22 protein-coding genes are annotated in these 26277 nt (G+C 33.7%); 15 read left to right on the top strand and 7 right to left on the bottom strand.

The genetic code is table 11. The annotated features are described in order from the left end of the window. Positions 1–103 precede the first annotated feature (103 nt). Entirely contained in the window at positions 104–1309 is a 1206-nt protein-coding gene (locus AVL50_RS28595; RefSeq protein ID WP_062620811.1) for an erythromycin esterase family protein, read from the bottom strand. Between the two features lie 373 nt (positions 1310–1682). On the opposite strand from AVL50_RS28595, the gene AVL50_RS28590 reads away from it, so the two are divergent. From AVL50_RS28590 to AVL50_RS28565, 6 genes are all read left to right on the top strand, one after another. Then, positions 1683–2336: a hypothetical protein gene (locus AVL50_RS28590; protein ID WP_062620809.1), complete on the top strand. Its 654-nt coding sequence runs from the start codon at positions 1683–1685 to the stop codon at positions 2334–2336. Positions 2337–2339: 3 nt separating this feature from the next. Then, complete coding sequence (locus AVL50_RS28585; protein ID WP_062620808.1) at positions 2340–2714, top strand: hypothetical protein; 375 nt, start codon at positions 2340–2342, stop codon at positions 2712–2714. 2 nt (positions 2715–2716) lie between these two features. Then, complete coding sequence (locus AVL50_RS28580; RefSeq protein WP_157491648.1) at positions 2717–3310, top strand: hypothetical protein; 594 nt, start codon at positions 2717–2719, stop codon at positions 3308–3310. 186 nt (positions 3311–3496) lie between these two features. Continuing rightward, positions 3497–4276: a hypothetical protein gene (locus AVL50_RS28575; RefSeq protein WP_062620806.1), complete on the top strand. Its 780-nt coding sequence runs from the start codon at positions 3497–3499 to the stop codon at positions 4274–4276. Positions 4277–4330: 54 nt separating this feature from the next. Continuing rightward, complete coding sequence (locus AVL50_RS28570; protein ID WP_157491647.1) at positions 4331–6928, top strand: leucine-rich repeat domain-containing protein; 2598 nt, start codon at positions 4331–4333, stop codon at positions 6926–6928. Positions 6929–7467: 539 nt separating this feature from the next. Further along, positions 7468–7995 carry a hypothetical protein gene (locus AVL50_RS28565; protein WP_062620802.1) on the top strand — a complete coding sequence of 176 codons (528 nt, stop codon included), beginning with the start codon at positions 7468–7470 and terminating at the stop codon, positions 7993–7995. A gap of 29 nt (positions 7996–8024) precedes the next feature. Here the strand turns inward: AVL50_RS28565 and AVL50_RS28560 are convergent, their stop codons facing one another. Continuing rightward, positions 8025–8444 carry a hypothetical protein gene (locus AVL50_RS28560; protein WP_062620801.1) on the bottom strand — a complete coding sequence of 140 codons (420 nt, stop codon included), beginning with the start codon at positions 8442–8444 and terminating at the stop codon, positions 8025–8027. Positions 8445–8704: 260 nt separating this feature from the next. Here AVL50_RS28560 and AVL50_RS28555 point away from each other — a divergent pair, with 260 nt between their 5' ends. The 3 genes from AVL50_RS28555 (at position 8705) to AVL50_RS28545 (ending at position 12349) form a co-directional block, all read left to right on the top strand. Beyond that, positions 8705–9739, top strand: a complete 1035-nt coding sequence (locus tag AVL50_RS28555; RefSeq protein ID WP_062620799.1) for a type I restriction enzyme HsdR N-terminal domain-containing protein — start codon at positions 8705–8707, stop codon at positions 9737–9739. A gap of 107 nt (positions 9740–9846) precedes the next feature. Then, on the top strand, positions 9847–11028 hold the full coding sequence (locus tag AVL50_RS28550; RefSeq protein ID WP_062620797.1) for a DUF255 domain-containing protein: 1182 nt from the start codon (positions 9847–9849) through the stop codon (positions 11026–11028). Positions 11029–11152: 124 nt separating this feature from the next. Further along, positions 11153–12349, top strand: a complete 1197-nt coding sequence (locus AVL50_RS28545; RefSeq protein ID WP_062620796.1) for a transglutaminase family protein — start codon at positions 11153–11155, stop codon at positions 12347–12349. Between the two features lie 64 nt (positions 12350–12413). On the opposite strand, the gene AVL50_RS28540 is transcribed toward AVL50_RS28545, so the two are convergent. Beyond that, positions 12414–12779, bottom strand: coding sequence for a hypothetical protein (locus AVL50_RS28540; protein WP_062620794.1), 366 nt, complete (start codon positions 12777–12779; stop codon positions 12414–12416). Between the two features lie 498 nt (positions 12780–13277). On the opposite strand from AVL50_RS28540, the gene AVL50_RS28535 reads away from it, so the two are divergent. Beyond that, a complete protein-coding gene (locus AVL50_RS28535) occupies positions 13278–14060 on the top strand; it encodes a sensor histidine kinase (RefSeq protein ID WP_062620793.1) in 783 nt (260 codons plus the stop codon). Then, positions 14057–14752: a LytTR family DNA-binding domain-containing protein gene (locus tag AVL50_RS28530; protein ID WP_062620791.1), complete on the top strand. Its 696-nt coding sequence runs from the start codon at positions 14057–14059 to the stop codon at positions 14750–14752. The genes AVL50_RS28535 and AVL50_RS28530 overlap by 4 nt, the downstream gene beginning before the upstream one ends. 67 nt (positions 14753–14819) lie before the next feature. Here the strand turns inward: AVL50_RS28530 and AVL50_RS28525 are convergent, their stop codons facing one another. From AVL50_RS28525 to AVL50_RS28515, 3 genes are all read right to left on the bottom strand, one after another. Beyond that, on the bottom strand, positions 14820–17474 hold the full coding sequence (locus AVL50_RS28525; RefSeq protein ID WP_082796047.1) for a GAF domain-containing SpoIIE family protein phosphatase: 2655 nt from the start codon (positions 17472–17474) through the stop codon (positions 14820–14822). Between the two features lie 103 nt (positions 17475–17577). After that, entirely contained in the window at positions 17578–18639 is a 1062-nt protein-coding gene (locus AVL50_RS28520) for an ABC transporter ATP-binding protein (RefSeq protein ID WP_062620788.1), read from the bottom strand. Next, positions 18639–19664: an iron ABC transporter permease gene (locus tag AVL50_RS28515; RefSeq protein ID WP_062620787.1), complete on the bottom strand. Its 1026-nt coding sequence runs from the start codon at positions 19662–19664 to the stop codon at positions 18639–18641. Before AVL50_RS28515 ends, AVL50_RS28520 begins: the two co-directional genes overlap by 1 nt. A gap of 100 nt (positions 19665–19764) precedes the next feature. On the opposite strand from AVL50_RS28515, the gene AVL50_RS28510 reads away from it, so the two are divergent. The 4 genes from AVL50_RS28510 to purB all read left to right on the top strand — a co-directional run bounded on the left by AVL50_RS28510 (position 19765) and on the right by purB (position 24799). Continuing rightward, entirely contained in the window at positions 19765–20406 is a 642-nt protein-coding gene (locus AVL50_RS28510) for an HAD hydrolase-like protein (protein WP_062620785.1), read from the top strand. 87 nt (positions 20407–20493) lie between these two features. Then, positions 20494–22938 carry a penicillin acylase family protein gene (locus AVL50_RS28505; protein WP_062620783.1) on the top strand — a complete coding sequence of 815 codons (2445 nt, stop codon included), beginning with the start codon at positions 20494–20496 and terminating at the stop codon, positions 22936–22938. Beyond that, on the top strand, positions 22931–23323 hold the full coding sequence (locus AVL50_RS28500) for a hypothetical protein (RefSeq protein WP_062620781.1): 393 nt from the start codon (positions 22931–22933) through the stop codon (positions 23321–23323). The genes AVL50_RS28505 and AVL50_RS28500 overlap by 8 nt, the downstream gene beginning before the upstream one ends. Before the next feature lie 132 nt (positions 23324–23455). Next, on the top strand, positions 23456–24799 hold the full coding sequence (gene purB / locus AVL50_RS28495; protein WP_062620780.1) for an adenylosuccinate lyase: 1344 nt from the start codon (positions 23456–23458) through the stop codon (positions 24797–24799). Between the two features lie 126 nt (positions 24800–24925). Here the strand turns inward: purB and AVL50_RS28490 are convergent, their stop codons facing one another. Next, positions 24926–26146, bottom strand: a complete 1221-nt coding sequence (locus AVL50_RS28490; protein ID WP_062621075.1) for an S-adenosylmethionine:tRNA ribosyltransferase-isomerase — start codon at positions 26144–26146, stop codon at positions 24926–24928. Positions 26147–26277: the final 131 nt, after the last annotated feature.

The following is a 26277-nucleotide window of genomic DNA, read 5'->3' as shown; positions in this document are numbered from 1 at the left end:
CCACTTATGATTATTTGCTTTCACAAATCTATTTTTACTTCAGCAATAAAAAAATACAATTCCTCTCACCATTAAATCTCATCGTAAGAGGAATGTAAAATGACTATTGTGTTTTCAAGGAACCTTCTTTCTTTGTACAGGGCTTCATTTCCTCAATATAAATTACTCCGTCAAGTATATTCATCCAATCTCTGACTTCTACCCTATGTCTAAGTCCTTTCATGCTGAAGTTTTTTTTCTTACCAGAATATGATCTAAAATCAAGGAAAGCTTGTTTGTAACCTAGAGCTTTAAAATCGTTTTCAATACTGCTTCTATGAGGCTCTTTTATATCATAATTATGAAGAGCATCTGTTTGATTTGTCCAGCCTGTACTTCCACTAAATGAAGTAAATCCTAAACTGTAAATTTGACTTCCAAGTACTTTATGTACCTCACCTCCAAGACTCACCACTTTCTTACTTGTATTTCTAGCAATATGAAAATTATGCGCCCACACTATGATTTTTTCATCCTTAAAACGCTTATTAGACAACCAAAGTAAGTTATCAGCCATGTACTTATCACGAATATTTAGTGTTTCTCTAATATTTGAAGCAGTTCTCATCTTTGAGTGACCGATCAAGCTATGTAATTCTTGCTTCCTAAAATCATTTTTAGGATAAGAAGTATAAAGTTGTTCGAGTTCTTTGAAATAGAAACTCAATTCTTCTTCCTCTAAATCATATGCTTTATTATCTTTCACTAACACATCAAACACTTTGAAGAATCGTTCAGCATTTGAAACTTTAAGGTTATTTTCCTTTAAAAAAGTTCTAAATTCATTTCTATAATTTTCATTAAAATAAAGCTGCATATCAAAGCCTGAAATATAAAGTGGATCTTTCGATTTCAATGTGTTCTCCAAATATGAAAATAGTGGATCACACTCACTACATTGAGTCCAAATTGGGAAGATACCCTTATGTGCATCTTCAAAATTTAGGGAGTCTCTTTCAAAAGCTCCTTGTAAATCATAAAAGTTACTTTCAAAAGCGATAACATCAAACCCACACTCTTCATGCAAGTATTTCACAAGCCTCGCCTTCATTAGAAAGGTAGGTGCATCACCATGATCTTGTTCCCCTAATAAAACAATCTTTGAATCACCTATTGCTGATTTGATTGCTTTCAAATCCGTATTGTCTTGATGATTGATATCCATCGATTTGATTTCACAAGCATCCGTCCGGATGTATTCTTTGATCTCTTTTTGAGCAAATAGTTTGCATGACAATAAAATAAAAGTCAGAATTAATAGTTTTTTCATTTTAAGAGTATTTACAGTTTTGTTTTTAAGCTGAAGAGAATAGACATTCCCTTCTCAATTATTCTGACAGCTTTTTAAAAAAAAAGGTTTGAATTTAAAATGTAATACTTAAACTATAAATAGATTTTGATGATGATGTTATTCAGAATCTATCATTGGTCAATTTTTATTAAAATCAATTCTGAAAATTACAGACCAATCTCCATGCTATTATTGAATAAGTTATAATTTTCAATTTTTCCAATGAAAGATCTTAAAATTTGCAAATCATTGAAAAATATAAAGGCTTCTTCCGCAGAATCATTTTTTATTTATAATTAAGCCATAAATTGTGCTGAAATTTCAATGAAGGAATAATTAACAATTATCTAAAATGAACAAAACATCAATTTTTACAGCCTTAATCATGGCATTGATTGTGTCTATTTCTTTTACAGGATGTAAAAGCCAAAAGAAAATTGCTGAGGAACAAGCTCAAGCAGAACTACTAGCCAAAACAAACAAAGCACAGGCTGACCTAAGAGCAATGGTTGGCAAAGAATATACTTCGTTGGATGAAGTGGCTGCCGATGAAGCTCGTCTTGAAGAAATTAAATCTTACAACTTAGAGGATGCTGAAGTAAAGGAATTAATTGGACAGGTGGAGAAAAATCTTCAAATGTCTCGTGAAGCTTTAGAAAAAAAGTTAGCGGAAGAGCAAAAAGCGAAAGAGGAAGCTCAAAAAACAGTAGTAGAAGAAGCGCAGAAAAGAGACATTTACTATTTATTGGATAATATTGCTGGATCTGGCTCTTCGCAAGAAGGTAATTTAATGATCACTGAAGCTTTATCAATGTTCTCTTCTCCAGATGTTCCTGTATTGATTGAAATTTATAATGATGGTGATATTGTCGATTATGACAAACCTACAACTGCTCAAAAGTATTTAGAATACCTTAAAGACGTTAAGCGTAATCCTGATCAAATCAAAGAATTTAAGAAGGATGCTAACGGCAAAATCACTGAATTAATTTTAAAGAAAAGATAATCCATGAAATCTCTTCAGTATCTTTTATTCTTCTTGTTTCTATTTTCTACCTCTAGCTACTCTTATGCACAGAGTGGCACAAAAGAAGTACTAGCCTTAAAACTCAATGAAATATTTGAGGAAATTTCAGATCGAAAAACACCACCAAAAGAAGTTGGACGTCTGATTGATTATGCTAGTGGTCTTTTTGCTCCGAAGGCAAAAGTTGAAGTGGATTATATGGGAACGAATTTGGAAGATAAGTTTTATAGCCCTCGAAAATATTTAATCAGGGTGAGTAAAATGCCTGATCATGGCATCATTATCAAAGCAAAAGATATTGAAGGCATTGACCGCAAAGGTCGGATTACAGGTTTAAAAATTATTGAAATCATATAATTATGAATACTATAAAAAAATTAAGTATCCTATTTTTCTGCTTGATTGGACTTCAAGCTTTTGCTCAAGATGCTCCAAAAGAAGAGCCTCCGATGCCTCCTGCTAGAAAGGTGGCCATTGACTCTTTAGCACTTGAGAAAGTACATGATTTGAGTAAGTATATCAGCAAAATTGGTGATAAAGAAACTTCATTTTCTGAAGCAAACAGAGTGATCGAAAGAGCTTTGGAACTTTTCGTGGAAGATGCTCAAATGGGTGTTTCGACTTTAGGTAAGAAACAAGTGAGATACTTCGGCATTCGTAAGTATTTAGAGCGTTTAAATAAATTGAACTATAAGTCTGTCAATATTGACTGGTTTGATATTCAATATATCTCAGATCTTGAAAAACAACCTGACGGCCGTTACGTTGGTGTGATTACAATCTACCAAAAGTTTACAGGTGTAACTGAAGACGGTTTGGTATACAAAGACATCACTAAAAAGGACATCACGGTTTATGTGGAGCGCAAAACTACACAAATTGGTGGTAGAGAAATTGGTTTCTGGGATGTACTATTAGGTGACATCAGAGTATCAGAAACGAAAAAAGGTTAATAAAAATTAGCATTCATAAAGCTTGGTTGGTATGATATTGTTAAGTATCAGTACAAAAGTAAACGAACAACTCTAGGTTGTACTTTTTCTTCTGTCCTAGTATTTAGACAATAACATAGCAATCAAGCTCTATTCATATACATGAGAAAGTTATTTACACTATTTTTTTTACTCGTTTGCTGTCAAATGAGTTTTTCCCAAACTATAGGGAATTATAAGGGGGATGAGTCCAAATTATATGCGGAAACAAAACAGTTTACGCAATTTATAAAACGATTCAACAACGAAGAAGACAAAAACGGACAACCCTACCCTACAGGCTCTTATAAGTTTAGAGAAAACACATACAGAAAAAATTATATGGAGATTTTATTTGATGGACAAAACACGGGTATTTCACGTCAGATGAAAGATGATTTCATTACTGATGTAACTGATTCTAAGTCCCCCAAATACATCGAAAAATATAATGGTGAGTATTTTGCAGAAGTAAATACTAGATTTTTATACAATGGACGAAATGTGAACGTTACTTTGTATATGGTCAAGGAACTAGATAGTTTGGGTTTTAAGTGGGCTATTTCTGATGTTTATTCTCAAAACTGGAATGAGCTATTTAGCGATAACGATCCAAAAAGAAACTTCCTTCACCCAATGAGTCACGAAATTGACTTTATGAATTTGCATAGAGCTTTTGGTGACAAAAAAGAAATTCAAGATTATGCTTCAAAAGGATATGAAGTAGATTATACTAGTATTCTTTTCTATTTAATAAAAACGGGCGACTTGAAATTTGTAACTGTTGAGAGTATCAAGTTTCACGTATTCCAAATTCACGGTTGGTATTTTACAGTTGAAAAATTTGAAAGAGATTCATACAACTCTGGATGGTTGATTTCTGGATTAATGCCACTGAAAGAAGAAGATATAGAAACCATGAGAAGGTACGTCCTTCACAAGAATTAATCTATATCTGAACTATTTAAATGTTGATTTTTAGTAAGTAAACCATAATTAAAGATGCGAAACGGGTATCTTATCTTTCTAATGCTCTTGCTCTTTGGTGTTTCTGTTCAAGTAAATGCTCAAGATGGTCAAGAAAATGAAATCCCTGCTGAGAAGCTCAATCAATACAAATCTGAGGCAAAAGACTTAGTAATGTATTTTGAGGGAATGCTCAATGATATTGCAGGTGAAGACTACACTAACCAAGAAAAAGGAATTATCATCAATGACACGTATCTGAAAGTATTTGCTTCAGATAAAACTCAAATTGAAGACGATTTAGATCCAAACCGTCAAGTGGTATCCAATAAGGATGCTCAAGCTTATTTGAAAGATGTAGACTTCTTCTTTAAGCAAGCTAATTTCGAGTTTATCATTGAAAATATCAGTCATAGTGTCACCAATGAAGGCGTTCTTTATTTCACTGTTACATTGACTAGAAAATTAGATGGTATCACTGTAAGTGGTGATACACTTGAAAATTCAATGGAACGCTTTGTTGAGATCAACCTTGACCCTGAAGAGCTTGATCTTAAAATTGCTTCAATTTACACTACCAAATTAAGTCAAAAAGAAGACATGGCACTTTGGTGGAATAAATTGGATGACACCTGGAGAGGAATTGTTGGTAATGGCATTACGCTTGAAAACAACATCCCTTTAAGAGAAGTTGTTTCTGTAATTGACACTGTAATGATCACTAAAAACGACAGTACTGTGGCTTTAGATGAAAGTATCTTCAAACATTTGGAAAACTTCCTTCAAAAAACGGAATTAGATGTTTCTCTCAATCCCGAAATTATTGACCTAGCTCCTTTAAGTAAGCTGAGAAGCCTTGAGGAATTAAATATTTCTGGAACTGGAGTGAATGACCTTTCTCCTATCAGAACATTGACAAACTTGAAGTCATTGAAATGTGAAATGACAGGTATCAATTCATTAGATCCACTGATTTATTGTACAAACATTGAGGTACTAATGATCAATGACACTCAGATTGAAGATTTGACAGTTGTTGAAAACTTTGAAAACCTTGAAGAATTATATTGCTTCAACACCAACATTGCAGATATTTCTGCGGTGGAAGACTTGGAGAAATTAAAAGTAGTTTGGGCTAATGATACACAAATAGCTTCTATTGATGCATTGAACGCTTGTAAGTCACTTCGTTCATTAGACATTTCTAACACTCCTGTCAATTCAATTGATGCCTTAATGGGATTAACAAAATTGGAACAATTGACCATTGACAAAACAAACGTTGGTGACCTGTCTTCATTAGCAACTACCAAAGCGTTGAAAACACTATCTGCTGACAAAACTCAAATCAGTAGTCTTTCGCCATTGAATGCCCTTGAAAATCTGGACAGAGTGTATTGTGATGAGACTGGCATTAATACTTCCATTGCTCAAGCTTTTATGCGCAAGCACCCTAACACTTTAGTGATTTATGGTTCTAACCAATTAAAAGAATGGTGGAATAGCATGTCAGAAGTATGGAAGAAAGTATTATTGACACACGCAGGTTTATCAGGCAACCCTGAAAAGGAGCAATTACAACAACTTGCTAATATCAAGGAAATCAACCTTGAAACAACCAATGGCATTCAAAACCTTGAGCCATTAAGTTTCTTGGTCAACTTAGAGAAATTAAACGCTTCAAATACTGGTATCACTTCTTTAGATCCATTAAAAAACTGCCCTAATTTATCAGTGCTTAATGTTTCTAATACGAATGTAAACTCTGTTGAAGTGTTAGCTGAATTGAAATTATTAAAACGTGTGACATTAGACAAAACGAAAGTTACGGACTTAGATCCCTTAGCGGACTTACCTAAACTTTCTCGATTAAAAATCAATGACACACCTGTAAGCTCAATTTCAGCTTTGAGAAAATTGACTTCATTGAAGACATTGGAAGCAGATCATACACAATGTAGTGATGCTACAGTAATCAACTTCTCAAAAGAAAGTACTGCTCAAATTATCTTCAGAACAGAGAAATTGACAACTTGGTGGTTTGGCTTAAATACTGAATGGCAAAAAGTTTTTGATCAACAAGCAAAGATCAAAGGTGATGTTCCAACAAAGTACGAGTTACATAAAATCAATATTATTGAAGAAATTGATTTAAGTAATCACAAAGCAATCAGAGATCTTTCTCCGTTGACGATGTTATATAAATTGAAAGCGTTGGATATCTCTTTCACGAGAATCACAGATCTTAACCCTATCAAAAATATCTCAACATTAGAGAAACTTTCTTGTGACAATACCCCGGTTTCAGATATTACTCCTATTGCCAGTTTAAAAGGTATCAAGGAACTCAATATTTCTAACACTATTGTTACTAAGTTTGATGCTTTAGGTGGTTTAAACCAGCTTCAGAAACTTAAAGTTTCAGGTATTGTGAAAGTAAAAAACATCTCTTACGTTTCTAACATGAAGGAATTAACCGCTTTTGAATGTTATAATACTAGCGTTAATAACTTAAAGCCATTGGTTGACCTTCCAAAACTTAAGAGTTTGAAATGTTACAAAACGAAATTGAATCAGAAAAAAGTAGATGCTTTCAAAAATAGCATGCCGAATGTAACGGTTGATTTCTACTAATAGATCTAAATTCAAAAGAAAACCCTCTATTTGACACTATAAAGAAACTATTTTCTATACGGTGTCAAATAGAGGGTTATTTTTTTATGACAATCAATCCTCTTCTTTTGGATAATAAAAACAGGATGAATGATGTTGACTAGTACCGTATGGGCATTTGGAATTGATTACATGAGCACAAGAGTTACATCTTACTGAATCTTCTGTCTCTTTGTTGCAATAACTCTCTGGATCGCAACTGAATATTGAAAATAAGCTCAATACGATTAGGTTTAAGTTTTTCATATCTAGTTAGTAAAAAATTGAAAGTTGGTAAATGAGTTTTACTTCACAAAAAATCTTATTCAAAGAATAAAGTTAAAACGATAAAGTATTCATCACCTAGTAACTTAAAAGTTCATTTTAAAGAATAATTTAACGGCAAGAGTGATAATTGAGTTGCCCACCATTTTGTAACTAACTGATAATCTAACGTGCAATAAATGTTAAAATCTTTAACTTCACTTGGTAATCAAAATTGAGGGCTTTTTCTTTACATTATGGAAGGAGAAATTCAAAAATTTCAGGCAAGTGAAATCAACACCCTGAAAGGATTGGCCGGTGCAAAAATCAATGATGTAATTTATCATGTTTGGAGCAATATTGCCAAAGACGACGAAGAATACCAATGTTTAGATTGGTTAGAACTTCGTTTTGAAGATAAAACAAGGTTGACTTTTACCGCTGGTGAAGAAAGTGATGGCATCAAAATCGTGATTTTTGACATCATAGAGGAAAGGAAAAAACTTTTGGAGCAGTTCCAGGGAAAAATTGATATCAAAAGCTTTAGAGTCATTAAAATGGACCTTTGGGCCGATGTACTTCATGAAACTATCACTGAAGTAAAACTTTCAAAAATTAAAGAAGACTTTTATTTGAATGATGAAATGATTCTTGTTTTTGAGAATGAAAACCAACTTAAAATAAGACTTTCAGAAGAAGACGGCTTGAAAGTAGAAGTCTTTGAAGATGAACCTCCAGTGATTAACTCATTAGATGATTATCCAGAACCTGAAGAAGATTTATAAAATGAAAGGTGACACAGAGGTCACCTTTTTTATATTCTAAATGCTAAACCAAAAGACAAGGCAAACATTCTTCGTGCAAAATACCAATCACCATTAATTTGTAATGCAAGGTTATCTGCAATTCCTCTTGAATATCCTCCACCAAGAGCAAAATCGGTCTGACTGACTAATACACCCTTCATACTAAAGTGAAAATCTGGAACGAAATAAATTCTATTGCCTAAAATTAATGAGTGACGTTCATTTAAAAACTCATAACCCGCAGTCAAAGACATATTGCTACTCATGAAATAATTCAATTCTGCATTACCATAAAAAGTAGTTTTTCCACTACTAAATGCGGGACCAATACTTCCTGATAATTCAATATTACCTTGATTAGAGTTTTGAGCTGATGTTTCGTTAATAAAAAATGTTAGCAGTAAAGCAATTCCAAATAAAATTCTCATATTCAATTATTCCTAGTTTTTAAAATTGAATCCAAAAGTAATGAAGCCAATTCTTAAAAAGAGCTAAGTTGAGATTTATTAAGTTCTTTTGTTTCAAATCATTGAAAAGCAACAAAGTGTTAAATATATAAACCTAACTATTTACTCATTAATAGAAATAGATTTAAAAATGAGATAATAATGTTTAAAATAAGAATATTTACTCTTATATTTAACAATACAATTAAATCAAACTTTTTTATCTAAGAATTTACACTATCATGAAGTGGCTGTCTAAAGCAAAAAAAGACAGAGTCGTTTTTATCAACAATAAAACGAATGATGTCACCTATTTGCCCCATACAAAAACAAGATCATTGAACAATCCAGAAGAGCAAGTTCAACTTCAAACTTATCTTTCATTGATTTATGAACATGGATATCCTGCTGAAAATGTAAGGGTTTGTGTACCAGTAAAAATGGGTTCAGCGACTAAAGAAGCAGATATAATTACCTACAATGATGTGGAAGGGTATCAACCGTATATGATTGTAGAGTGCAAGAAAAAAGGTGTCCCAGAAAGTGTTTTTCAAGGTGCCATTGATCAAGGTTTTTCCTATGCAAGTGCCACATTAGCCAAATATGTTTGGACCACTGATGGAGATAAAAATGCTTATCATGAAGTATTGAATGATAGAATAGGTGAACGAAAAAACAATAAACTTCCTTCTCCACCTCCTTTTCAAGGTAGCAGTAATATTGGTTTCAAATTGAAGACAATATTATTCCGTTTGCTTAATGCACCTCTAAGATTGTTAGGAGAACTTTTCAAGATGCCAAGTATCCAAAATGCCTTTATTTATATAGGCATTCTTCTGATGGTAATGACGCTTTTGACAAAAATTGCTTTAGAAAATATGCATAGTATCCTTAAAGTTTCAAATACATTATGGATGAAATACGGCATGGACTTCTCCTGGATTTATTACGTACTTGCTTTTAGTGCGTTAATGATTACCATTAGTGTAGGAGGTGCATTGAGCTTCATCCCAAATATGGGGCGTAATGCATTGAAAAAGAAACAAGTTATTTTACTCAGCATTTTCTTATTTATTCCTGTTTGGTTTGCAGGTTCTGAGTTTACAAAATCATGGTGGAACTGGCAACATTACACCAATATGAAACATGAAATGTGGATGTTTATGGGACCTCAATTGGCCATAGCTCCTATCCAATTAGTTCTGTTTGCAGTTATATTAGCCCTATCGAAAAAGAAACCAAAATACCAGCCACAAAGAAAAAGATTAGCGAGATAGTCCATATTTGTATTTTTATTATTAAATTAAAATTAGAGAAACCTACATTGATATAAATTAAAGTAGGTTTTCTTGCTTCTTTCTTTTTTTACCAATTAAAAAAATTCATGCGCTCACTAATACTATTCTTATTACTACTTCCTACAGTAGTTGGTGCTCAAGCAATTCAATTCAAAAACTTAAAGCTTGATGATGCTTTCCAAAAAGCAAAAAAAGAGAATAAGGATGTTTTCATCACTGTATATACTACTTATTGCGAATCTTGTAATATGATGCAGGAGGAAATATTCAACGAGAAAAAAGTAGGCAGTTATTACAATCAGAATTATGTTTCACTATTAATTGACGCGGATAGTAAGGAAGGAAAAAAGCTAGTCAATGAATATAAACTCCACGATTACCCCTCTTTTCTTTTCATAGATCAAAACAATCAACCTCTTCACTTATTTGTAGGAAATATGTCTGAGAATGACTTCATGAAAAGTACAAAAGAAGCGAAAGATCCCAATCAACAATTATATACATTGAAGAAGAAAGTCAATAAAAACTCTTCCATTCAAGAATTAAGTGAATACATTTATGTCACTTATAAAGCTTCAATGGATGATCCAGAACTTTTATCTGCCTTTCTCACAAACATTAAGCACGATCATATTGAATTAAAAACCATTTGGTTTGCACTACGAGAAGCTACAGTTCATAATGGCCTTCATTCTGAAGCCTTGACGTATGTTATAAAACATGCTAGAGAAATTGAAAAGCAATATGGTGTGAAAGAAATTATTCAGACAATAAATGGTGCCGCTAAAGTTTCTATGAAACCCTTCGTAGAGAAAAAAGACACAAAAGGCTGGCAAGAATTGATGGCCTATCTAGAAAAAGAATTAGGAAGACAAGGGCAAACATTGAACTGTGCCTATAATCCTACATATTATCTTAACATTAAAGATTTTAATACAGCTTACAACAAAATGGAACAAGGTGTTGAAATCTTGAAGGATAGAGATCAAGAAGTTAGAGCATACCTTTATAGAAACTGGGCCTGGAACATCTACAATTATTATGATGAAACTGAGAAAGTAAAAACGGGCTTGAAATGGATTAATGAAGCAATTGCAGTTCACCCTACTTGTATGAACCTTGAAACTAAAGCAGGTTTATTGTTCAAAGACAAGAATTATAAGGAAGCAAAAATAATTGCTCAACAAGCTGTTCAATTAGAAAAGAAAGAAAAAGTTCATGCAATGCTTGCGCACAACATACTTCAAGAGCTTGAAAGTATAGAGTAAACACGCATAAACAATTATTAATAAGAAATAAACGGCATCATTATTCATAATGATGCCGTTTTTGTATTTTGACTTTCGATGAAATAAAACTGATTTTAGCATCAATTAAACCTAATTGAAGGTCATGAAAAAAATTATTACTATTCTTTTGAGCACTCTAGCTTTATGGAGTTGCTCAGAGTCAAAATTCAATGGAGTTAATCCACAATATCATACTTTATTAGAGAAAGCATTAGAGAAAGCTGGAAACAATAAAACTGAAATTGAAAAAGCTATTAATGGCATTTCGAAAGAACAAAAAGATGGTATGGCTTATCTGATTGCTTACATGCCAGAAAGAGACCTTAAAAGTCTTTCTGCTTCCTACCTTATCAACAATGTTGAATTAGGGTATAAAGCAAAAGAAGAGTTTCCTTGGGCACAAAACCTTCCTGATTCTATCTTTTTTAATGATGTACTTCCTTATGCTTTGATGAATGAGAGAAGAGATGACTGGAGGCAAGACTTTTATAACCGTTTTGCTCCTATAGTCAAAGATTGCAAAACGATTGAAGAAGCCATCAAAATTGTAAATGACACAATCATTGATGTGGTAAAAGTGAAATATTCGACAGAAAGAGAAAAACCCGATCAATCTCCTTATGAGTCTATTGACCAAGGTCTAGCATCTTGTTCTGGTTTATCAGTACTTTTAGCGGATGCATTTAGAGCTGTAGGTATTCCAGCACGTTTAGCCGGAACACCTAATTGGACTTTAAAACAAGGAAACCACAACTGGAATGAAGTGTGGGTAAATGGTCGTTGGTATTTCACAGAGTATTACCCATCAGGGTTAGATCAAGGTTGGTTCCTAGCAGATGCAGGCGTAGCTGATGTCAATAAGCCTGAAAACTGGATTTATGCTTCTTCATGGAAACCTGCAGAACATGCTTTCCCATTAGTATGGGATTATGATATCAGATATGTTCACGCGTACAACGTTACTGATAGATATATTGGTCTTTGGAAGGCAGAAGAAGCAAAAAGAGCTTCTCTAGGAGATAAAATTACAGTCCGTGTCAAAATGTTCAAAAATAAGGAGTGCACATTAATCAGTGACAACAGAGTGGAAACACAAGTTACTCTTTCAAAAGATAATGAAGTCATTGAGAACGGTACTACAGCAGGACCAACAAAAGACATGAATGATATTCTTGAATTCTATCTTGATAAAGGTAAAAAATATACTCTAACCTATATCGACAGTAAAGGGAAGCCTGTTTCAAAAAATATTACTGCGGAAGATAAACCACTTGATATTACGTTGTATAAAACGATATAATGACCACAAAAAAATGCCACTTATTCACTACAAATAAGTGGCATTTTTTATCGTTGCATCATTCCTATTTTTCATTTAATCGGATAATTATGATTGTCAATTTTCCGATTAAGAAATAGAAAAAGCCATATAAAGTAGCATGTGATGACACCTTCAGGCCACCCGCTAACATTCCCATTGAAACACTCCCTACGGCTTCAATATGTACAAAAGCACTGTACAGCCCAATCAGTTGAAAGAAAACACCTAATACAAGAGAGAATGTTGCCAGCTCCCCTGCTACAGAAAGTGATTTTTCGGGGGTGAATTTTCTGGAATTGATATTGAAAATTCGAACAACAAGCAACGCTATCATTACTATACCTGAAATTGATATTGTCGTCATTGCTTCTATACCACCAATGTAGAAAAACTCTGCTATTGCATTCATAAGTCTAATGTTTAAAAAGTTAAAGAATACCCAAACTTACATCTCCCTATCATCCTAAATATAAAGTGTCGTTCAATAACCTTTTTTTATCGAAGGATAATCTAAAACTGTAGATTACTGAATTAGTCCATCGATTAATCTACGTACTCTGACTATTAATCTACAAAAAAGGAAATATTATCGACATTAAAATAATATCTCAGAAAAATTCCGAATATTTATAGTATGATACAGCTCAGAAATTTCATATCGCACCGGACTACTTTCGAAGTTATATATTGGGGATGTTCCTTTTTAATTATCTTTTTATTCTTAGGGCATTTTCATCAAGATTACTTTAATACATTTGTTTTTTGTCTGATTTGGTTTCCTTTTACTATAGGCTTCACCTTATACCTTAGTAATACTTTGGTAAAAAAATTTCTTCTGCAAAAAAAGAAATACTTTAAATTTGGACTCTATCTTTTCTATGCTATTCTTGTTAATACATACGTGCAAATGATATTGGTAATAGGCTGTTTGATTGTATTTGCTGACCTGCAATATGAAAAAATGAACCCTATTTTAAATGACTTTTCGATGTTGTGGTTTGTACAACTCTTCATCTCTGCCATGTATACTGCTCTAGTACAAATAAGGGAAGAACAGGAAAGAAAAGAGACCATCCATCAATTGGAAAAAGAAAAACTAGAGATTGGATATCAGTTAAAGGAACTGGAATTAAATACACTCAAGGAACAAATACATCCTCATTTTCTTTTCAATACTTTGAATAATATATATGGTTTAGCCATTGAAAAGAGTGATGATCTTCCTAAAGTTTTACTTCAATTAAGTGGTTTATTAGATTACCTAGTATACCAATCCAAAGAAGAAAAAGTAGCATTAGTCAAAGAAGTAAAATTACTTCAGGAATATATTGCATTAGAACAATTAAGATTAGATGACCGTTTTCAATTAAACATGCATTTTGAAGGTATAAATCCCGAGATTCAGATCACTCCTTTCCTCTTGTTTCCAATGGTTGAAAATGCATTTAAACATGGAATAAAAAAAACAAGTCAATCTGCCTATCTAAATATCATCACTGCGTTTCAAGAGAAGGAGTTTATTTTTGAAGTAGAAAATAGCAAACCTCAAAAAATTGAATATTTCCAATCTGGAGGAACAGGTTTAGAGAACCTAAGAAGGAGACTTAATTTATATTATCCAAACTGTCATCAATTCAATATTATTCAAACCGAAGCTTATTATAAAGCAGTCCTTACCATCCAATTATGAGTACAAAAGTTTTAATTATAGACGATGAACCTATTTCAAGAAGAATTACAAAAAACTTCTTATCTCAGGTAGAAGGATATGAAGTTGTTGGAGAAGCGGCGGATGCACAAGTTGGTTTTACTGAGATTGTCCAAAAAGAAGTGGACCTCATCTTTTTGGATATTGAAATGCCTGAAATTTCCGGGCTTGATTTTTTAAGATCACTAGCCAAACCTCCTAAGGTTATTATTATAAGTGCTCATCGTGAGTACGCTATTGAGGGCTTTGATCTGAACGTTGTAGACTACCTCTTGAAACCTGTTTCCCTAGAACGTTTCAAGTCAGCCATAGAGAAGTTTGAAGCCTTGAATACCGCCAACACCATCGATCTTAAGAAAGTGTTAGGTGATTATTTATTTATAAGGGCAGACCGAAAACATCATAAAATCAACTTTTCAGAAATTCTTTATATCGAAAGTCAAGCGGATTATTTAATGATTTACAGTAACAATAATACGAAGTGGAAAACAAAAGAAACTCTATCTGCTATTGAAACTAAATTGCCCTCTACTTTTATCCGCATCCACCGATCTTTTATTGTCAATATGGAACATGTAAAAGCATTTAACAGAGAATTAGTAGAAATTGGAGGTGAAGAGCTTCCCGTCAGTAAAAGTTTCAGAGAGGTAGTTATTCAGTTTTTTGAAAGCTAAATTTGAACAAAATAAAAGGCAACAGTTGAAGTTAACTGTTGCCTTTTCAATGGATTTAGATTTAAAATTAAACCTTCACACCCATTACTGTAATATCATCACGCTGTTCAATCTCTCCAACAATATGTTGATCAAGAATCTCTTCTAGAGCTTCTTCTTGTTCAGCCATTGTCTTCGATGCATTTGAAGCAATAATATCTTTCAATTTCAGAGAACCGATCTTTTCTCTGTTTGCATTATTTTGATCCACATATCCATCTGTTGAAAGATAGATAATGTCATCTTTTTGCAATACAAGGTGATGATCTGTAAACTCTTTATTTTTTCTACTTGAGTAACCAATTGATTTGATATCACCTTGGATCACCTCAAGCTCTTTCTTCTTTTGAGTGTAAACGAAAATTGGACGCTTAGCACCAGAGAATTGAATATGAACTCCATCCTTCTCCTCTTTCATAGCGATTAATGCTACATCCATTCCGTCATCATTCATTGAATTCTCTTGCTGTAATGACTCTTTCACACCAACATTAAGCGCATTTAAGATCTCTACAGTATCAGTAATTCCTTTTACGTTGACAATATCATTCAACAATGCATTACCAATCATTGACATGAATGCTCCAGGAACACCGTGCCCTGTACAATCCACTACTGCAATAAATTTCATTACAGTTCCATTCACTTCCTTACGCTTGAACCAGTAGAAATCACCAGAAACGATGTCTTTCGAACGGTACAAGATAAAGTGTTCATTAAAGTTCTCTTTAAGCAATGACTCAGAAGGTAAGATTGCATTTTGGATAGTTTTAGCATAACGCATACTATCTGTGATACTCTTGTTCTTCTCAGACAATTCTTTGTAAGAAATATAATTGGCTACCGCAATTGAAGCATAAGACGCCAAAGCTTTCAAATTAGATATATTGATATCATTGTATTGATTTGGCTCTTTAGATTGCATTGTAATCACACCTAACACCTTCGTTTCCACAATTAGTGGCATATAGATAATAGATTGATTAATTTTTGTCGGTAAGCTTCTTCCTTGTGGAATATAAAGCGGACTTTCCTCATCAAAGTTGTTGATAATTAATTCCACTTCATTATTGAAACACCAAGATGCTAAGCTATAGGCATCAGAAATAGAAACGCTGTAGTAGTTTTCTAATCCAATATCTGACACTTGATTTCTAAATTCAAGGCGTTTGTCAAACTTATTGTAAATACCAATACCAAACGTATTTGCAGGCACCAACTCCATCACACTCTCTTGCAAATCAAGCATGTGCTTATCGAAATCTAGTGTTGCTGTAAATTTCTGTCCAATATCTTTTACAGAAAGCATTTCTTCGTGTGATTTTACAACTTCCTCATTGGCTTTTTCTAAACGGCCAGTAATTTCTTGTAAATCGTCACGTTGTTCTTTTAATTTCTGAGAGTTTTTATAGAAAACAAAGATCAAGATCAATGAAATAGCCGCTACAACAAAATATAGCATTCTTTCCGTCTCTACCTCTTCTTTCTCCTCCTCAATTTGAACAATTGTAGTTTCTTGATTAGAGATTTGATTACGCATTCTTTCTAACATCTGAGATGTTTTGTATTGTGCTTCCTCATATCTCAATTCGTTCTCAATCAATGAATTTGTCAATCGCTCTAAATAGCTCTCTAGCGATTTCTTATTCTTAGGATTGATATCTTTATCTAACTTTTCAGAAATCTTTTGAATCTCCTTTCTTAAGTTAGCTCCATTTTCTTGCAACAATTGCTTTTCAGCTTCAAGTGAGTTGAATACTGCTTGGAAGTTTTCTGAGTACTCCATATTGGTCTCTCCTTGTGAACCTCCAGATCCGTCAGAGATGTATACAAACATATAATTATCTTCATAATCATACTTTGTTTTAATGATAGAGTAATCATCGATTTCAAAGTTAGCTTCACTTAAAGAGTCGGCGTATACTTCAAACTCACCATTTTTATCGGTGATAAAGTTTTTCTCATCGATTCTCACATTTAAAGAATCAGCAGGAGAAATATCTTCATCATAGACAACCACAACTAGAATTGGATCAACATAGATATCATCCTCCTTTGGTTTTGATTTAACCACTGAAGGTGATGTAGTCTTTTTCTTTGCCACTTTTGCAGTAGCTGTTTTTCCATTTTCAGAAGGCAATGTAATTGTCACCTTGCTGAGCTGTGAATTATACTCTACATATTTCTGTTTGATTGGATCACCGTCTACCAAAAAGATTGTATTGCTCTGAACTTTATAATTTCTGTCAATGATCAGCTGGAAAGCACCTTTATTGTTGGTCTTTACCGCATTGAACTTCTGACCAGAGATTTTAACGTATTTTCCTGGAACTGGCTTACCATCTTTTAAAATTTCACCGTCAATATATACAGGTGCAAACGTTAAGAGTACTTTGATGACATTTGAGTTTTCAAAAGCCCAAGTCTGCATCTTGTATCCTCTTTTGATTACGTTTAAATTTCTAATTTTTGATGGATTTGCTGTAGTAAATGAAAATTTCCCGTCAACACTTGTAGTAGCCACCTGATTCCCATCAAGGTATACTAATGAATTGTATACTGGTTGCTGGTCCTCATCAATAACAATACCCTTCACTACCTTATCTTGAGCTATGAGACTGAAGGCTGTTGTTAATAATAAAAATAGAGTTAATATGTAACTTTTGCTTAATTGCTTCATCATTAGTAAGGATGAATGATAAAAAAATTTGACTTTATGCCAATTGTAATTATAACCAAATATAAACGAAAAGGAGTCAAAACCACAATAATTAATAAATATAATTTCAATCCAGCTGATATAATTTCATTAACTCACTGAATAGACTACATTTAGATAAATCATAAGTGTATTTTTTACCATCAAAATTCACTTCCCAATGTAACGCCTCTTCTTTTTCCATTCCCCTCAAAATAATATCAAATTGAGGATTTCCATCTATATATGCACCTTCAGAGATCATCTTTTTCAATTCCCATTCAAGGTATATTACCGGATCAATTGGTCCTTTATAATTTTCAACTTCTTGTGATAATGAAATTTTAAAAGAAAACAACCGTTCAGATGCACAGAAGTTGAAAACACCGCTTTTAGCATTAAAAGCAATTGAAGGAGATGAGAACGTTTGATTGATAAAATTGGTCGCCACTATTTCTGAAGGTGATCCTATTTTAACTTCTTTGTCATACAAAATCCATAGGTTATCAGCCACTTGCAGTGACATTTCGATTTCATGCGTACTTAGTAAAATTGCTTTTTGCTTTTTTCGGGCAATACTTTTTAAAAGCTGGAATATTTCAATTCTATTGATCAAATCTAAATGTGCTGAGGGCTCATCTAAAAAGATTACATCTGTGTTCTGTGCAATTGCTCTCGCAATCATCACTTTCTGTCTTTCACCATCTGACAATGTATTAATATAACGTTCTTTAAGATGATCTGCTCCAACATCTTTCAAAGCGTCTAAAGCAATTCTATGATCTTCTTCCTTTAGCTTTCCCCACCAATTGACATAGGGATACCTTCCCATTAATACGGTTTCAAAAACAGTTAATTTCCCTACGATTGAAGTATTAGAAAAAACAAAACTAATCAACAAAGAGCGTTGTGTGTTGCTCAATTCATTTAACACTTGACCATTGATTGTCACTTCACCTTCCAATGGAATAATTTCACCTGAAAGTGTCTTCAATAGTGTAGATTTCCCAACACCATTCACTCCAATCAAGACATTGAATTCTCCTCTTCTGAGATGAAGTTCACCGTACTTCCCCACTACTTTCGGAGCTACACCTTTATCCTGATAGCCAGTAATCAGATTTCTAGTTGATAAAACACTTTCATTCATTATTTTCTTCCTTTTAACATGGCTATAATCACTATTGGAGCACCGATAAGAGATGTAATGGAATTGATTGGAATAACCACTCCTGAATCACTCCAATGAGAAATCGTATCACAAATTAACATTCCCAATGCTCCAATAACTGCACTGAGAGGTAATAGTTTAAAATGATCTGAAGATTTAGCGACAACTCTTGCAATATGAGGCGCTGCTATACCCACAAAACCAATGGGACCACAAAAGCCGGTAACACCACCTGCTAATAAGCTTGCAGATAGGATACTTAAAATTCTATATCGTTGAACAGACAGTCCCATGCTCTTTGCATATTGTTCTCCCAAAAGCATAAGGTTCATAGATCTGCAAAGTGTTAAGGCAATAATAAAACCTACTACAACAAAGACGGTGAGTATGATAATTTGCTCATAAACAATACCTCCCAAACTCCCGAAAGTCCATAAGATATACTCCTGAAGCTGATCTGGATGACTGAAATACTGTGCAATTCCTACTAATGACGCAGTCAATGCCCCCAACATCATTCCTACAATCAGCAATGCAACATTATCATTGACTTTGTGTGCAACCAATAATACAATAAACATTACAATTGCCGCTCCGGCAGAAGAAGCAAAAACCGTGAGCCAAATACCAAAATTCTCTAAATAGGAAATAGAATTGATTCCTAGTCCAATTCCAGAAGACAAAGAAACCAAGGCAACCCCAAGTGATGCACCTGAATTAATACCTAAAACAGAAGGCCCTGCCATTGGATTTCTAAATAATGCTTGCATCAATAAACCACTTATGGATAATGCTATTCCTACCAACACCGCCACCAACGCTTTTGGCACTCTAATCAACCAAAGTATGGTTGCTGTACTATCCTCCTGCTCTCCACCAAAAAAGGTTTTCATAATATCTGATATTGAAATATTCGAAGAGCCTATGCTTATGTCGATGAAAAACAAGGGAATAATTGCTAGGCTTAACCCTATTAATTTAATATCAATATATTTTTTATTCATAAAATTCTGTAATCCTCAAATTGCGGTTTGCAATATGGCTACATAAAATGATTTTTGTATTAATTTTAGTCACTCTTTTAGTATGAATAAACTTTTTTTGATGTTTAAAAAAACTATTCTTTTTGATTTTGATGGTACAATTGCAGATACTCTCCCACTTGTAGAAAGTATCATTCAGAAGATTGGTCCTCGGTATAAATTAGACTTATCTGAAAATAGATTAAGTGTCTATAAAGACTTGCCTGCTAAAGAAATTCTGCATAAAATCAAACTCAAAAAATGGTTACTTCCTTTGTTTGTACTAGAGATGAAATATAGATTGTACTTAAAAAAGTCTGCTATTCCACTTTTTCCAGCTCTAAAAAACCAAATTTTACGTTTATACCAAGAAGGGTATGACATTCAGATTTTGAGTTCAAATGCTACCAAAACCATTCAAAAGATATTGGAAAAAGAAAAGTTAAACAAGGCTATTTCTACTATTCATTCTTCTTCAAAACTATTTGGAAAACATAAAAAACTAAGTGTTTTAAAACAGAAATATGGTGATCATTTACTTTATGTGGGTGATGAAGTTAGAGATGCAGAAGCTTGTAATATTGCTCAAATACCAATGATTGCTGTAGGTTGGGGGTATAACTCACCAAAAGCACTTCAAAAAGCACAAATTGCAGTTCTTGTGGAAGATCAAGAAAAACTCTTTCAGACAATCCATCACTATTTTTCTGAATTTCAACCGTAAATACAATTCAGTATTCATTCAGGTTTGTAACAAGTAGAAGAATATGTATTTTTACTCTACTTTTTACATTTTAGTAATCTAAATACAATGAGATCCTCTATAGCAGGCATTATTTCAGCTTTTACTTTTTTTTGTATCGTCGCTTTAGACTCAAAAATTAATAATATACCACCGTTGGGAAGGTTCCTTGATCCTTTTCAGGGTTTTTGGCAAAATGAGGTAAAGAATGAAAAACTTCCAGAGTTCATTAAATTACCCAAGATGATTTCTGATGGAGTTATTTATTATGACTCTTTACTAATACCTCATATCTACTCTGAAAATGAACATGATCTGTACTACTTACAAGGATATGTAACGGCAAGACATAGACTTTGGCAGATGGATTTTCAAGCAATGGCAGCTGCGGGAAGACTTTCTGAAGTATTTGGCAATATCACAGTCAAATATGACAGAGGCATGCGAAGACAAGGGTTGCAATATGGAGCCGAAAAATTTATCAAGAGTATCAAAAATGATAAAAAAATGATGTCTGTATTGAATGCTTACACTAACGGCGTCAATGCATATATTGAACAGTTATCCTATGCTGACTACCCAGTAGAATATAAATTTTTCAATTATAAACCTGAAAAGTGGACTCCTCTAAAAACTGCATTGATTTTCAAGTTCATTCAATACTCTCTATCCGGCCCGGATTATGATTTTGAGAATACAAACTCATTACAACATCTTGGCAAGAAGAACTTTGACCTTTTATTTCCAGAAATCTTACCTTTTCAAGAACCTATTGCCAATAATGACTCTATTTGGGACAATCTTGAAGTGATAGAAGTTCAAGCTCCTCAAAATATCAACCTGCTTTCTGGGCTAAGAAAACACGCTGTTGAAAAAGAGGACCCTGATAATGGCAGTAACAACTGGGCCGTGAGCGGTTCAAAAACTAAAAGTGGCAACCCCATTTTGTGTAATGACCCTCACCTTAGTTTAACAATGCCTTCAATTTGGTTTTCTAATCAGCTTACTCACCCTGAAGCTAACGTGATGGGTATGTCAATTCCAGGTATCCCTTGTATTGTTGTCGGTTTTAATGAAAACATTGCTTGGGGTGTAACAAGTGCAAGAAGAGATGATAGAGACTGGTACAAGATCTTATTTCAAGATAAATCAAGAACACATTATTTAATTGATAATTACTGGTCTAAAGCAGATTTAAGGATTGAGGAAATTAAAATTAGAGATAAAGAGCCTTTATTAGATACGGTTCGATACACACGCTGGGGACCTATTGTTTATGACCAGAGCTTTGGTAATTCAGATCAAAAAGAAGGTTATGCACTTCGTTGGACTGCTCATGATGCCTCTAGAGAATTAAGATCACTTTTTCTTATAAACAATGCGAAAGATTATAAAGAGTTTGATAAGGGGTTAAGTTATTTCTCTGGACCGGCATTAAACTTTGCTTTTATTTCCAAAGACAGTACTATCGCTATGAATATCCAAGGAAAGTTTCCCAACCGATGGAAAAACCAAGGAAAGTTTGTATTGGATGGTACTCGTTTAGACACCAAATGGCAAGGCTTTATTCCTAACGAACATAATATAAGAGTAATCAACCCTGAAATTGGTTATGTGAGTTCAGCAAACGAACATCCTGCCAATAACAACTACCCTTATTACCACTATGGGCAATATTTTGAATATTACAGAAACAGACGTATTCATCAACTATTAGATAGTGCTGAAGATTTGTCGATAGAGGAATTATCAAGTATGATGAATGATAATTACAGCTTATTTGCTGAAGAGAATTTGAGCTTCATGCTTGAGCACCTAAAAACTGCAGATTTAACAGAAAGTCAAAGAAGTGTATTTTCGAGCTTGCAAGGATGGGATTATTTCTATTCGCCAGAAAATAGTACATCTATTTATTTTGAGGAATGGGCTAAAGCTGTCAGTGAAATTATTTGGGATGAATTCCACAACCACCCTTCAAAAGAATATGCTATACCAACAAGAGCCAATACTTTTTACTTATTACAGCACAAACCTAACCTTATTTTTATTGATGAATTAGAAACTGCTAAGAAGGAAAGTATAGATGACGTCATTACTGAAGCATTTATGGCTGCCTGTCAAAAGGTAGAAGAATGGAATACTAAAAACCCAACTTTAGATCTGACTTGGGCCAATTATAAAAACACCATGGTACAGCACCTTGGCCGTTTGCCTGGTTTTAACGTAGAGCATCTTCAAAATGGAGGTTATAAAGGTATTGTCAATGCTACGAAAGAAAAGCACGGGCCTAGTTTTAGAATGCTAGTAGAGATGACACCTGATGGGCCGAGTGCCTATCAAGTCATTCCTGGAGGACAATCAGGCAATGCAGGCAGCCCCTATTATGACAATATGGTTCCTAAGTTTGAAAAAGGAGAATTATTTAAAGTAGACTTTTTCAAAAAAGAAGATTACCTCAAAACACCTCCAGAGCAATTACTTAAGTCTGAAAGAATAGAAAAAGAAAATGTATAACAATTATATAATTTATGGAGCAAGCATTGCCATCGGGAGCAGTTTATTACAATTGTTTTTCCCTTGGTGGATTGTTGTGTTTCCTTGTTTTGCCTTAGGTGTATTAAAGCAAAAGCAAAACTTTCTCCCTATTTTCCTTACGGGTTTTATCAGTATTGGCCTTCTTTGGGGTGTTTATGCTGCAATGATTCAGATTTACACAGGATCAGAATTAAGCCATAGAGTGGCTGAAATGTTCCAACTTCCTTCCAATGATTTTATTGGTATCATCAGTGCCTTGATTGGTGGATTTACAGGCGGGCTTTCTGCACTGTGTGGCGCATTGATTAATTGGGCTTCGAAAGACTTAAAGCCAGTGGAAAGATCTAGTTCTTCTTCTGAGTAAAAGAGCATCCTAATCGTAAAAAATCATTGATGAGAATGTGATGAAAAATTCTATCAAATATTTATCAAGAATAATGATCAAGTGATTATATTTGCGACTTGAAAAGTTTTTCACAATTTTCCTATAACAAAAATGGAGCTAAATCAACTAAGTGCGGTATCACCTATTGATGGCAGATACAGAAGTAAAACCTCATCTTTATCAGAATATTTCTCTGAATATGCGTTGATAAGATATAGAGTTTGGGTAGAAATTGAATACTTCATTGCTTTATGTGAGTCACCACTTCCACAACTAGAAGGTTTTGATAAATCTTTATACGCTCCAATCAGAAAAATCTATCAAGAATTCAGCTTAGAAGACGCTGAAAAAGTAAAGGAGTTTGAGAAAGTAACAAACCATGATGTAAAATCAGTTGAGTATTTCATCAAAGAGAAATTTGACGATTTAGGCATCAAAGAGCAAAAAGAATTTGTTCACTTCGGTTTAACTTCTCAAGATGTAAACAACACTGCAATTCCTCTTTCTTTAAAGAAAGCAAACGAGGATGTTGTAATCCCAATGATTGAAGAAGTAATCTCAATGATTGACGTATTGGCAAATGAGTGGGAAAAGCAACCTATTCTTGCATTAACTCACGGTCAGCCAGCTTCTCCTTCACGTTTGGGTAAAGAATTCAAAGTATTTAGCTACAGAGCTAAAAAGCAATTGGAAGCATTAAAGCAAATTCCTTATTCTGCTAAATTTGGTGGAGCAACAGGTAACTTCAATGCTCACCACGTAGCATACCCTACTATTGACTGGGTAGAATTTGGTAATGATTTTGTCAACGAGCAATTAGGTTTAGATCGTTCTCAATTCACTACACAAATTGAAAACTACGACAACCTTGCTGCTTTATTTGACGGTTTCAAAAGAATCAACACCATCTTAATTGATTTATCGAGAGATATTTGGCAGTACGTTTCAATGCGTTACTTCAAGCAAAAAATCAATAAGAACGAAGTAGGTTCTTCTGCAATGCCTCATAAAGTAAACCCAATCGACTTTGAAAACGCTGAAGGTAACTTAGGTATTGCTTCTGCTATTTTAGAACACTTGGCAGTGAAATTACCAATCTCAAGACTACAAAGAGACCTTACTGACTCAACTGTATTGAGAAACATTGGTGTACCTTTAGGACATATCCTTATTGCTTTACAGTCGCTTCAAAAAGGTTTGAACAAGTTAGAGTTAAATGCGGATCAACTTCAAGCAGATTTGGAAGACAACTGGGCAGTAGTTGCTGAAGCAATTCAAACAGTATTAAGAAGAGAAGGTATTCCTAACCCTTACGAAATGTTGAAAGACTTAACGCGTAAGAATGAAAAAATTACTGCGGAAAGTATTTCTGTTTTCATTAGCGGTTTAGATGTATCAGAAAATATCAAAGAAGAATTGAAGAAAATCACTCCTTATAACTACACAGGTATCTAGGAATTGTCAATTCTCTTACACTAAAAAGCCGACCTCTTTCATCAAGAGGTCGGCTTTTTTATTCGCTATATATTTTAATTAAGTACTAAGCAAAATTGATTCTTAAATATTTTTTGTAATTACAACTTAACTTCTAAATAATAAAGAAGAATCACCATAACTCAAGAAACGATAATCGTTATTCAAAGCTGCATCATATACTTTTCTCCAGTCTTCACCAATAAATGCTGCTATTAACAATACGAGCGTAGTACTTGGCAAGTGGAAATTCGTTACCAAAGCATCAATGACCCTGAATGTATACCCTGGCATAATAAAAATAGAAGTTTCACCACTCAATGTATCCACACCTTTATTTTCCATTAAATCCAAGACTGCTTGAAAAGCCTCCTTTCTTGATGGTAACTCTTGATTGGCTTTCTCATAAGGCTCTAATTTTTTAATATCAAAATCAGCTTCCATATTTTCCAATAAACGAACACCAAACCAATACGTACTTTCCAAAGTTCTCATGGAAGTTGTACCCACACAAGCTACTTTTTCGGCTTCGATTAACGCCTTTATATTTTCTTTTGTGACAATGATCTGCTCATTGTGCATGTCATGATCCGTTACCACATCAGATGAAATAGGTTTAAAAGTACCCGCACTTACATGCAATGTCACTTCTTCCTCTTTCACACCCTTATCTGCCAATTGCTTTAATACATCCTCTGTAAAATGTAACCCAGCAGTTGGGGCCGCTACAGCTCCTTCGTTTTTAGAATAAACCGTCTGATAAGTATCTTTATCTTCTTCAGTTGCTTCTCTTTTAATATAAGGAGGAAGAGGTGTATTTCCTGCCGCTGAAATAATATCAACAAACTTCAGTGCATCATTTTCCCATTCAAACTTCACATATCTTTTTGAACGATCTTCATGACTTACTGTCAATTTCTCAATTTTTCCGTCTACTTCTACGGCGGCTTCTAACTTTTGGTCTTTCCAACGTTTGAAGTTACCAATAGCACACTCCCAAACAGTACCGCTTCCCGCCAACATTGCGGCAGAAATGTCTTTTGTTGGAGCTACAGGGTTCAGCAAGAAAACTTCAATTTGAGCTCCTGTTTCCTTTTTAAAGTAAAGTCTTGCAGGTAAAACCTTTGTATTATTAAAAAACAAAGAGTAAGATTCATCAAACTCATTGACAATTTCTTTGAATATTTTATGCTCAATATTTCCACCTTTGTAAAGCATAAGTTTCGACTCATCTCTTGGGGAATGAGGATGCTTTGCAATTCTTTCAGTAGGCAATTCATACTGGTAATTTGCCAGGTCGATTTGAGGTAATTTAATATTTTGTTCCATGCTTTTTAATTTTTCAGTTGGCAAATTTCGTGAATTCAAAGACATGAACAAAAAAGAGTTTTAAAATAGTTGATAATTCATTGAAATTCATAAAATGTAGTTTACCTTATTGAAAGTTAAAAAGTACATTT

It is taken from the genome of Flammeovirga sp. SJP92 (assembly GCF_001583495.1).
In the GTDB taxonomy this organism is placed as follows: domain Bacteria; phylum Bacteroidota; class Bacteroidia; order Cytophagales; family Flammeovirgaceae; genus Flammeovirga.
Note: the sequence above shows the minus strand (reverse complement) of the source record. Positions and strands in the feature narration are given on the sequence as shown.

Bases quoted from the DNA above. Each gene is read 5' to 3' on its own strand.
- AVL50_RS28595 (WP_062620811.1), bottom strand. From the start codon at position 1,309: ATGAAAAAACTATTAATTCTGACTTTTATTTTATTGTCATGCAAACTA.
- AVL50_RS28590 (WP_062620809.1), top strand. From the start codon at position 1,683: ATGAACAAAACATCAATTTTTACAGCCTTAATCATGGCATTGATTGTG.
- AVL50_RS28585 (WP_062620808.1), top strand. From the start codon at position 2,340: ATGAAATCTCTTCAGTATCTTTTATTCTTCTTGTTTCTATTTTCTACC.
- AVL50_RS28580 (WP_157491648.1), top strand. From the start codon at position 2,717: ATGAATACTATAAAAAAATTAAGTATCCTATTTTTCTGCTTGATTGGA.
- AVL50_RS28575 (WP_062620806.1), top strand. From the start codon at position 3,497: ATGAGTTTTTCCCAAACTATAGGGAATTATAAGGGGGATGAGTCCAAA.
- AVL50_RS28570 (WP_157491647.1), top strand. From the start codon at position 4,331: ATGCGAAACGGGTATCTTATCTTTCTAATGCTCTTGCTCTTTGGTGTT.
- AVL50_RS28565 (WP_062620802.1), top strand. From the start codon at position 7,468: ATGGAAGGAGAAATTCAAAAATTTCAGGCAAGTGAAATCAACACCCTG.
- AVL50_RS28560 (WP_062620801.1), bottom strand. From the start codon at position 8,444: ATGAGAATTTTATTTGGAATTGCTTTACTGCTAACATTTTTTATTAAC.
- AVL50_RS28555 (WP_062620799.1), top strand. From the start codon at position 8,705: ATGAAGTGGCTGTCTAAAGCAAAAAAAGACAGAGTCGTTTTTATCAAC.
- AVL50_RS28550 (WP_062620797.1), top strand. From the start codon at position 9,847: ATGCGCTCACTAATACTATTCTTATTACTACTTCCTACAGTAGTTGGT.
- AVL50_RS28545 (WP_062620796.1), top strand. From the start codon at position 11,153: ATGAAAAAAATTATTACTATTCTTTTGAGCACTCTAGCTTTATGGAGT.
- AVL50_RS28540 (WP_062620794.1), bottom strand. From the start codon at position 12,779: ATGAATGCAATAGCAGAGTTTTTCTACATTGGTGGTATAGAAGCAATG.
- AVL50_RS28535 (WP_062620793.1), top strand. From the start codon at position 13,278: ATGATATTGGTAATAGGCTGTTTGATTGTATTTGCTGACCTGCAATAT.
- AVL50_RS28530 (WP_062620791.1), top strand. From the start codon at position 14,057: ATGAGTACAAAAGTTTTAATTATAGACGATGAACCTATTTCAAGAAGA.
- AVL50_RS28525 (WP_082796047.1), bottom strand. From the start codon at position 17,474: ATGATGAAGCAATTAAGCAAAAGTTACATATTAACTCTATTTTTATTA.
- AVL50_RS28520 (WP_062620788.1), bottom strand. From the start codon at position 18,639: ATGAATGAAAGTGTTTTATCAACTAGAAATCTGATTACTGGCTATCAG.
- AVL50_RS28515 (WP_062620787.1), bottom strand. From the start codon at position 19,664: ATGAATAAAAAATATATTGATATTAAATTAATAGGGTTAAGCCTAGCA.
- AVL50_RS28510 (WP_062620785.1), top strand. From the start codon at position 19,765: ATGTTTAAAAAAACTATTCTTTTTGATTTTGATGGTACAATTGCAGAT.
- AVL50_RS28505 (WP_062620783.1), top strand. From the start codon at position 20,494: ATGAGATCCTCTATAGCAGGCATTATTTCAGCTTTTACTTTTTTTTGT.
- AVL50_RS28500 (WP_062620781.1), top strand. From the start codon at position 22,931: ATGTATAACAATTATATAATTTATGGAGCAAGCATTGCCATCGGGAGC.
- purB (WP_062620780.1), top strand. From the start codon at position 23,456: ATGGAGCTAAATCAACTAAGTGCGGTATCACCTATTGATGGCAGATAC.
- AVL50_RS28490 (WP_062621075.1), bottom strand. From the start codon at position 26,146: ATGGAACAAAATATTAAATTACCTCAAATCGACCTGGCAAATTACCAG.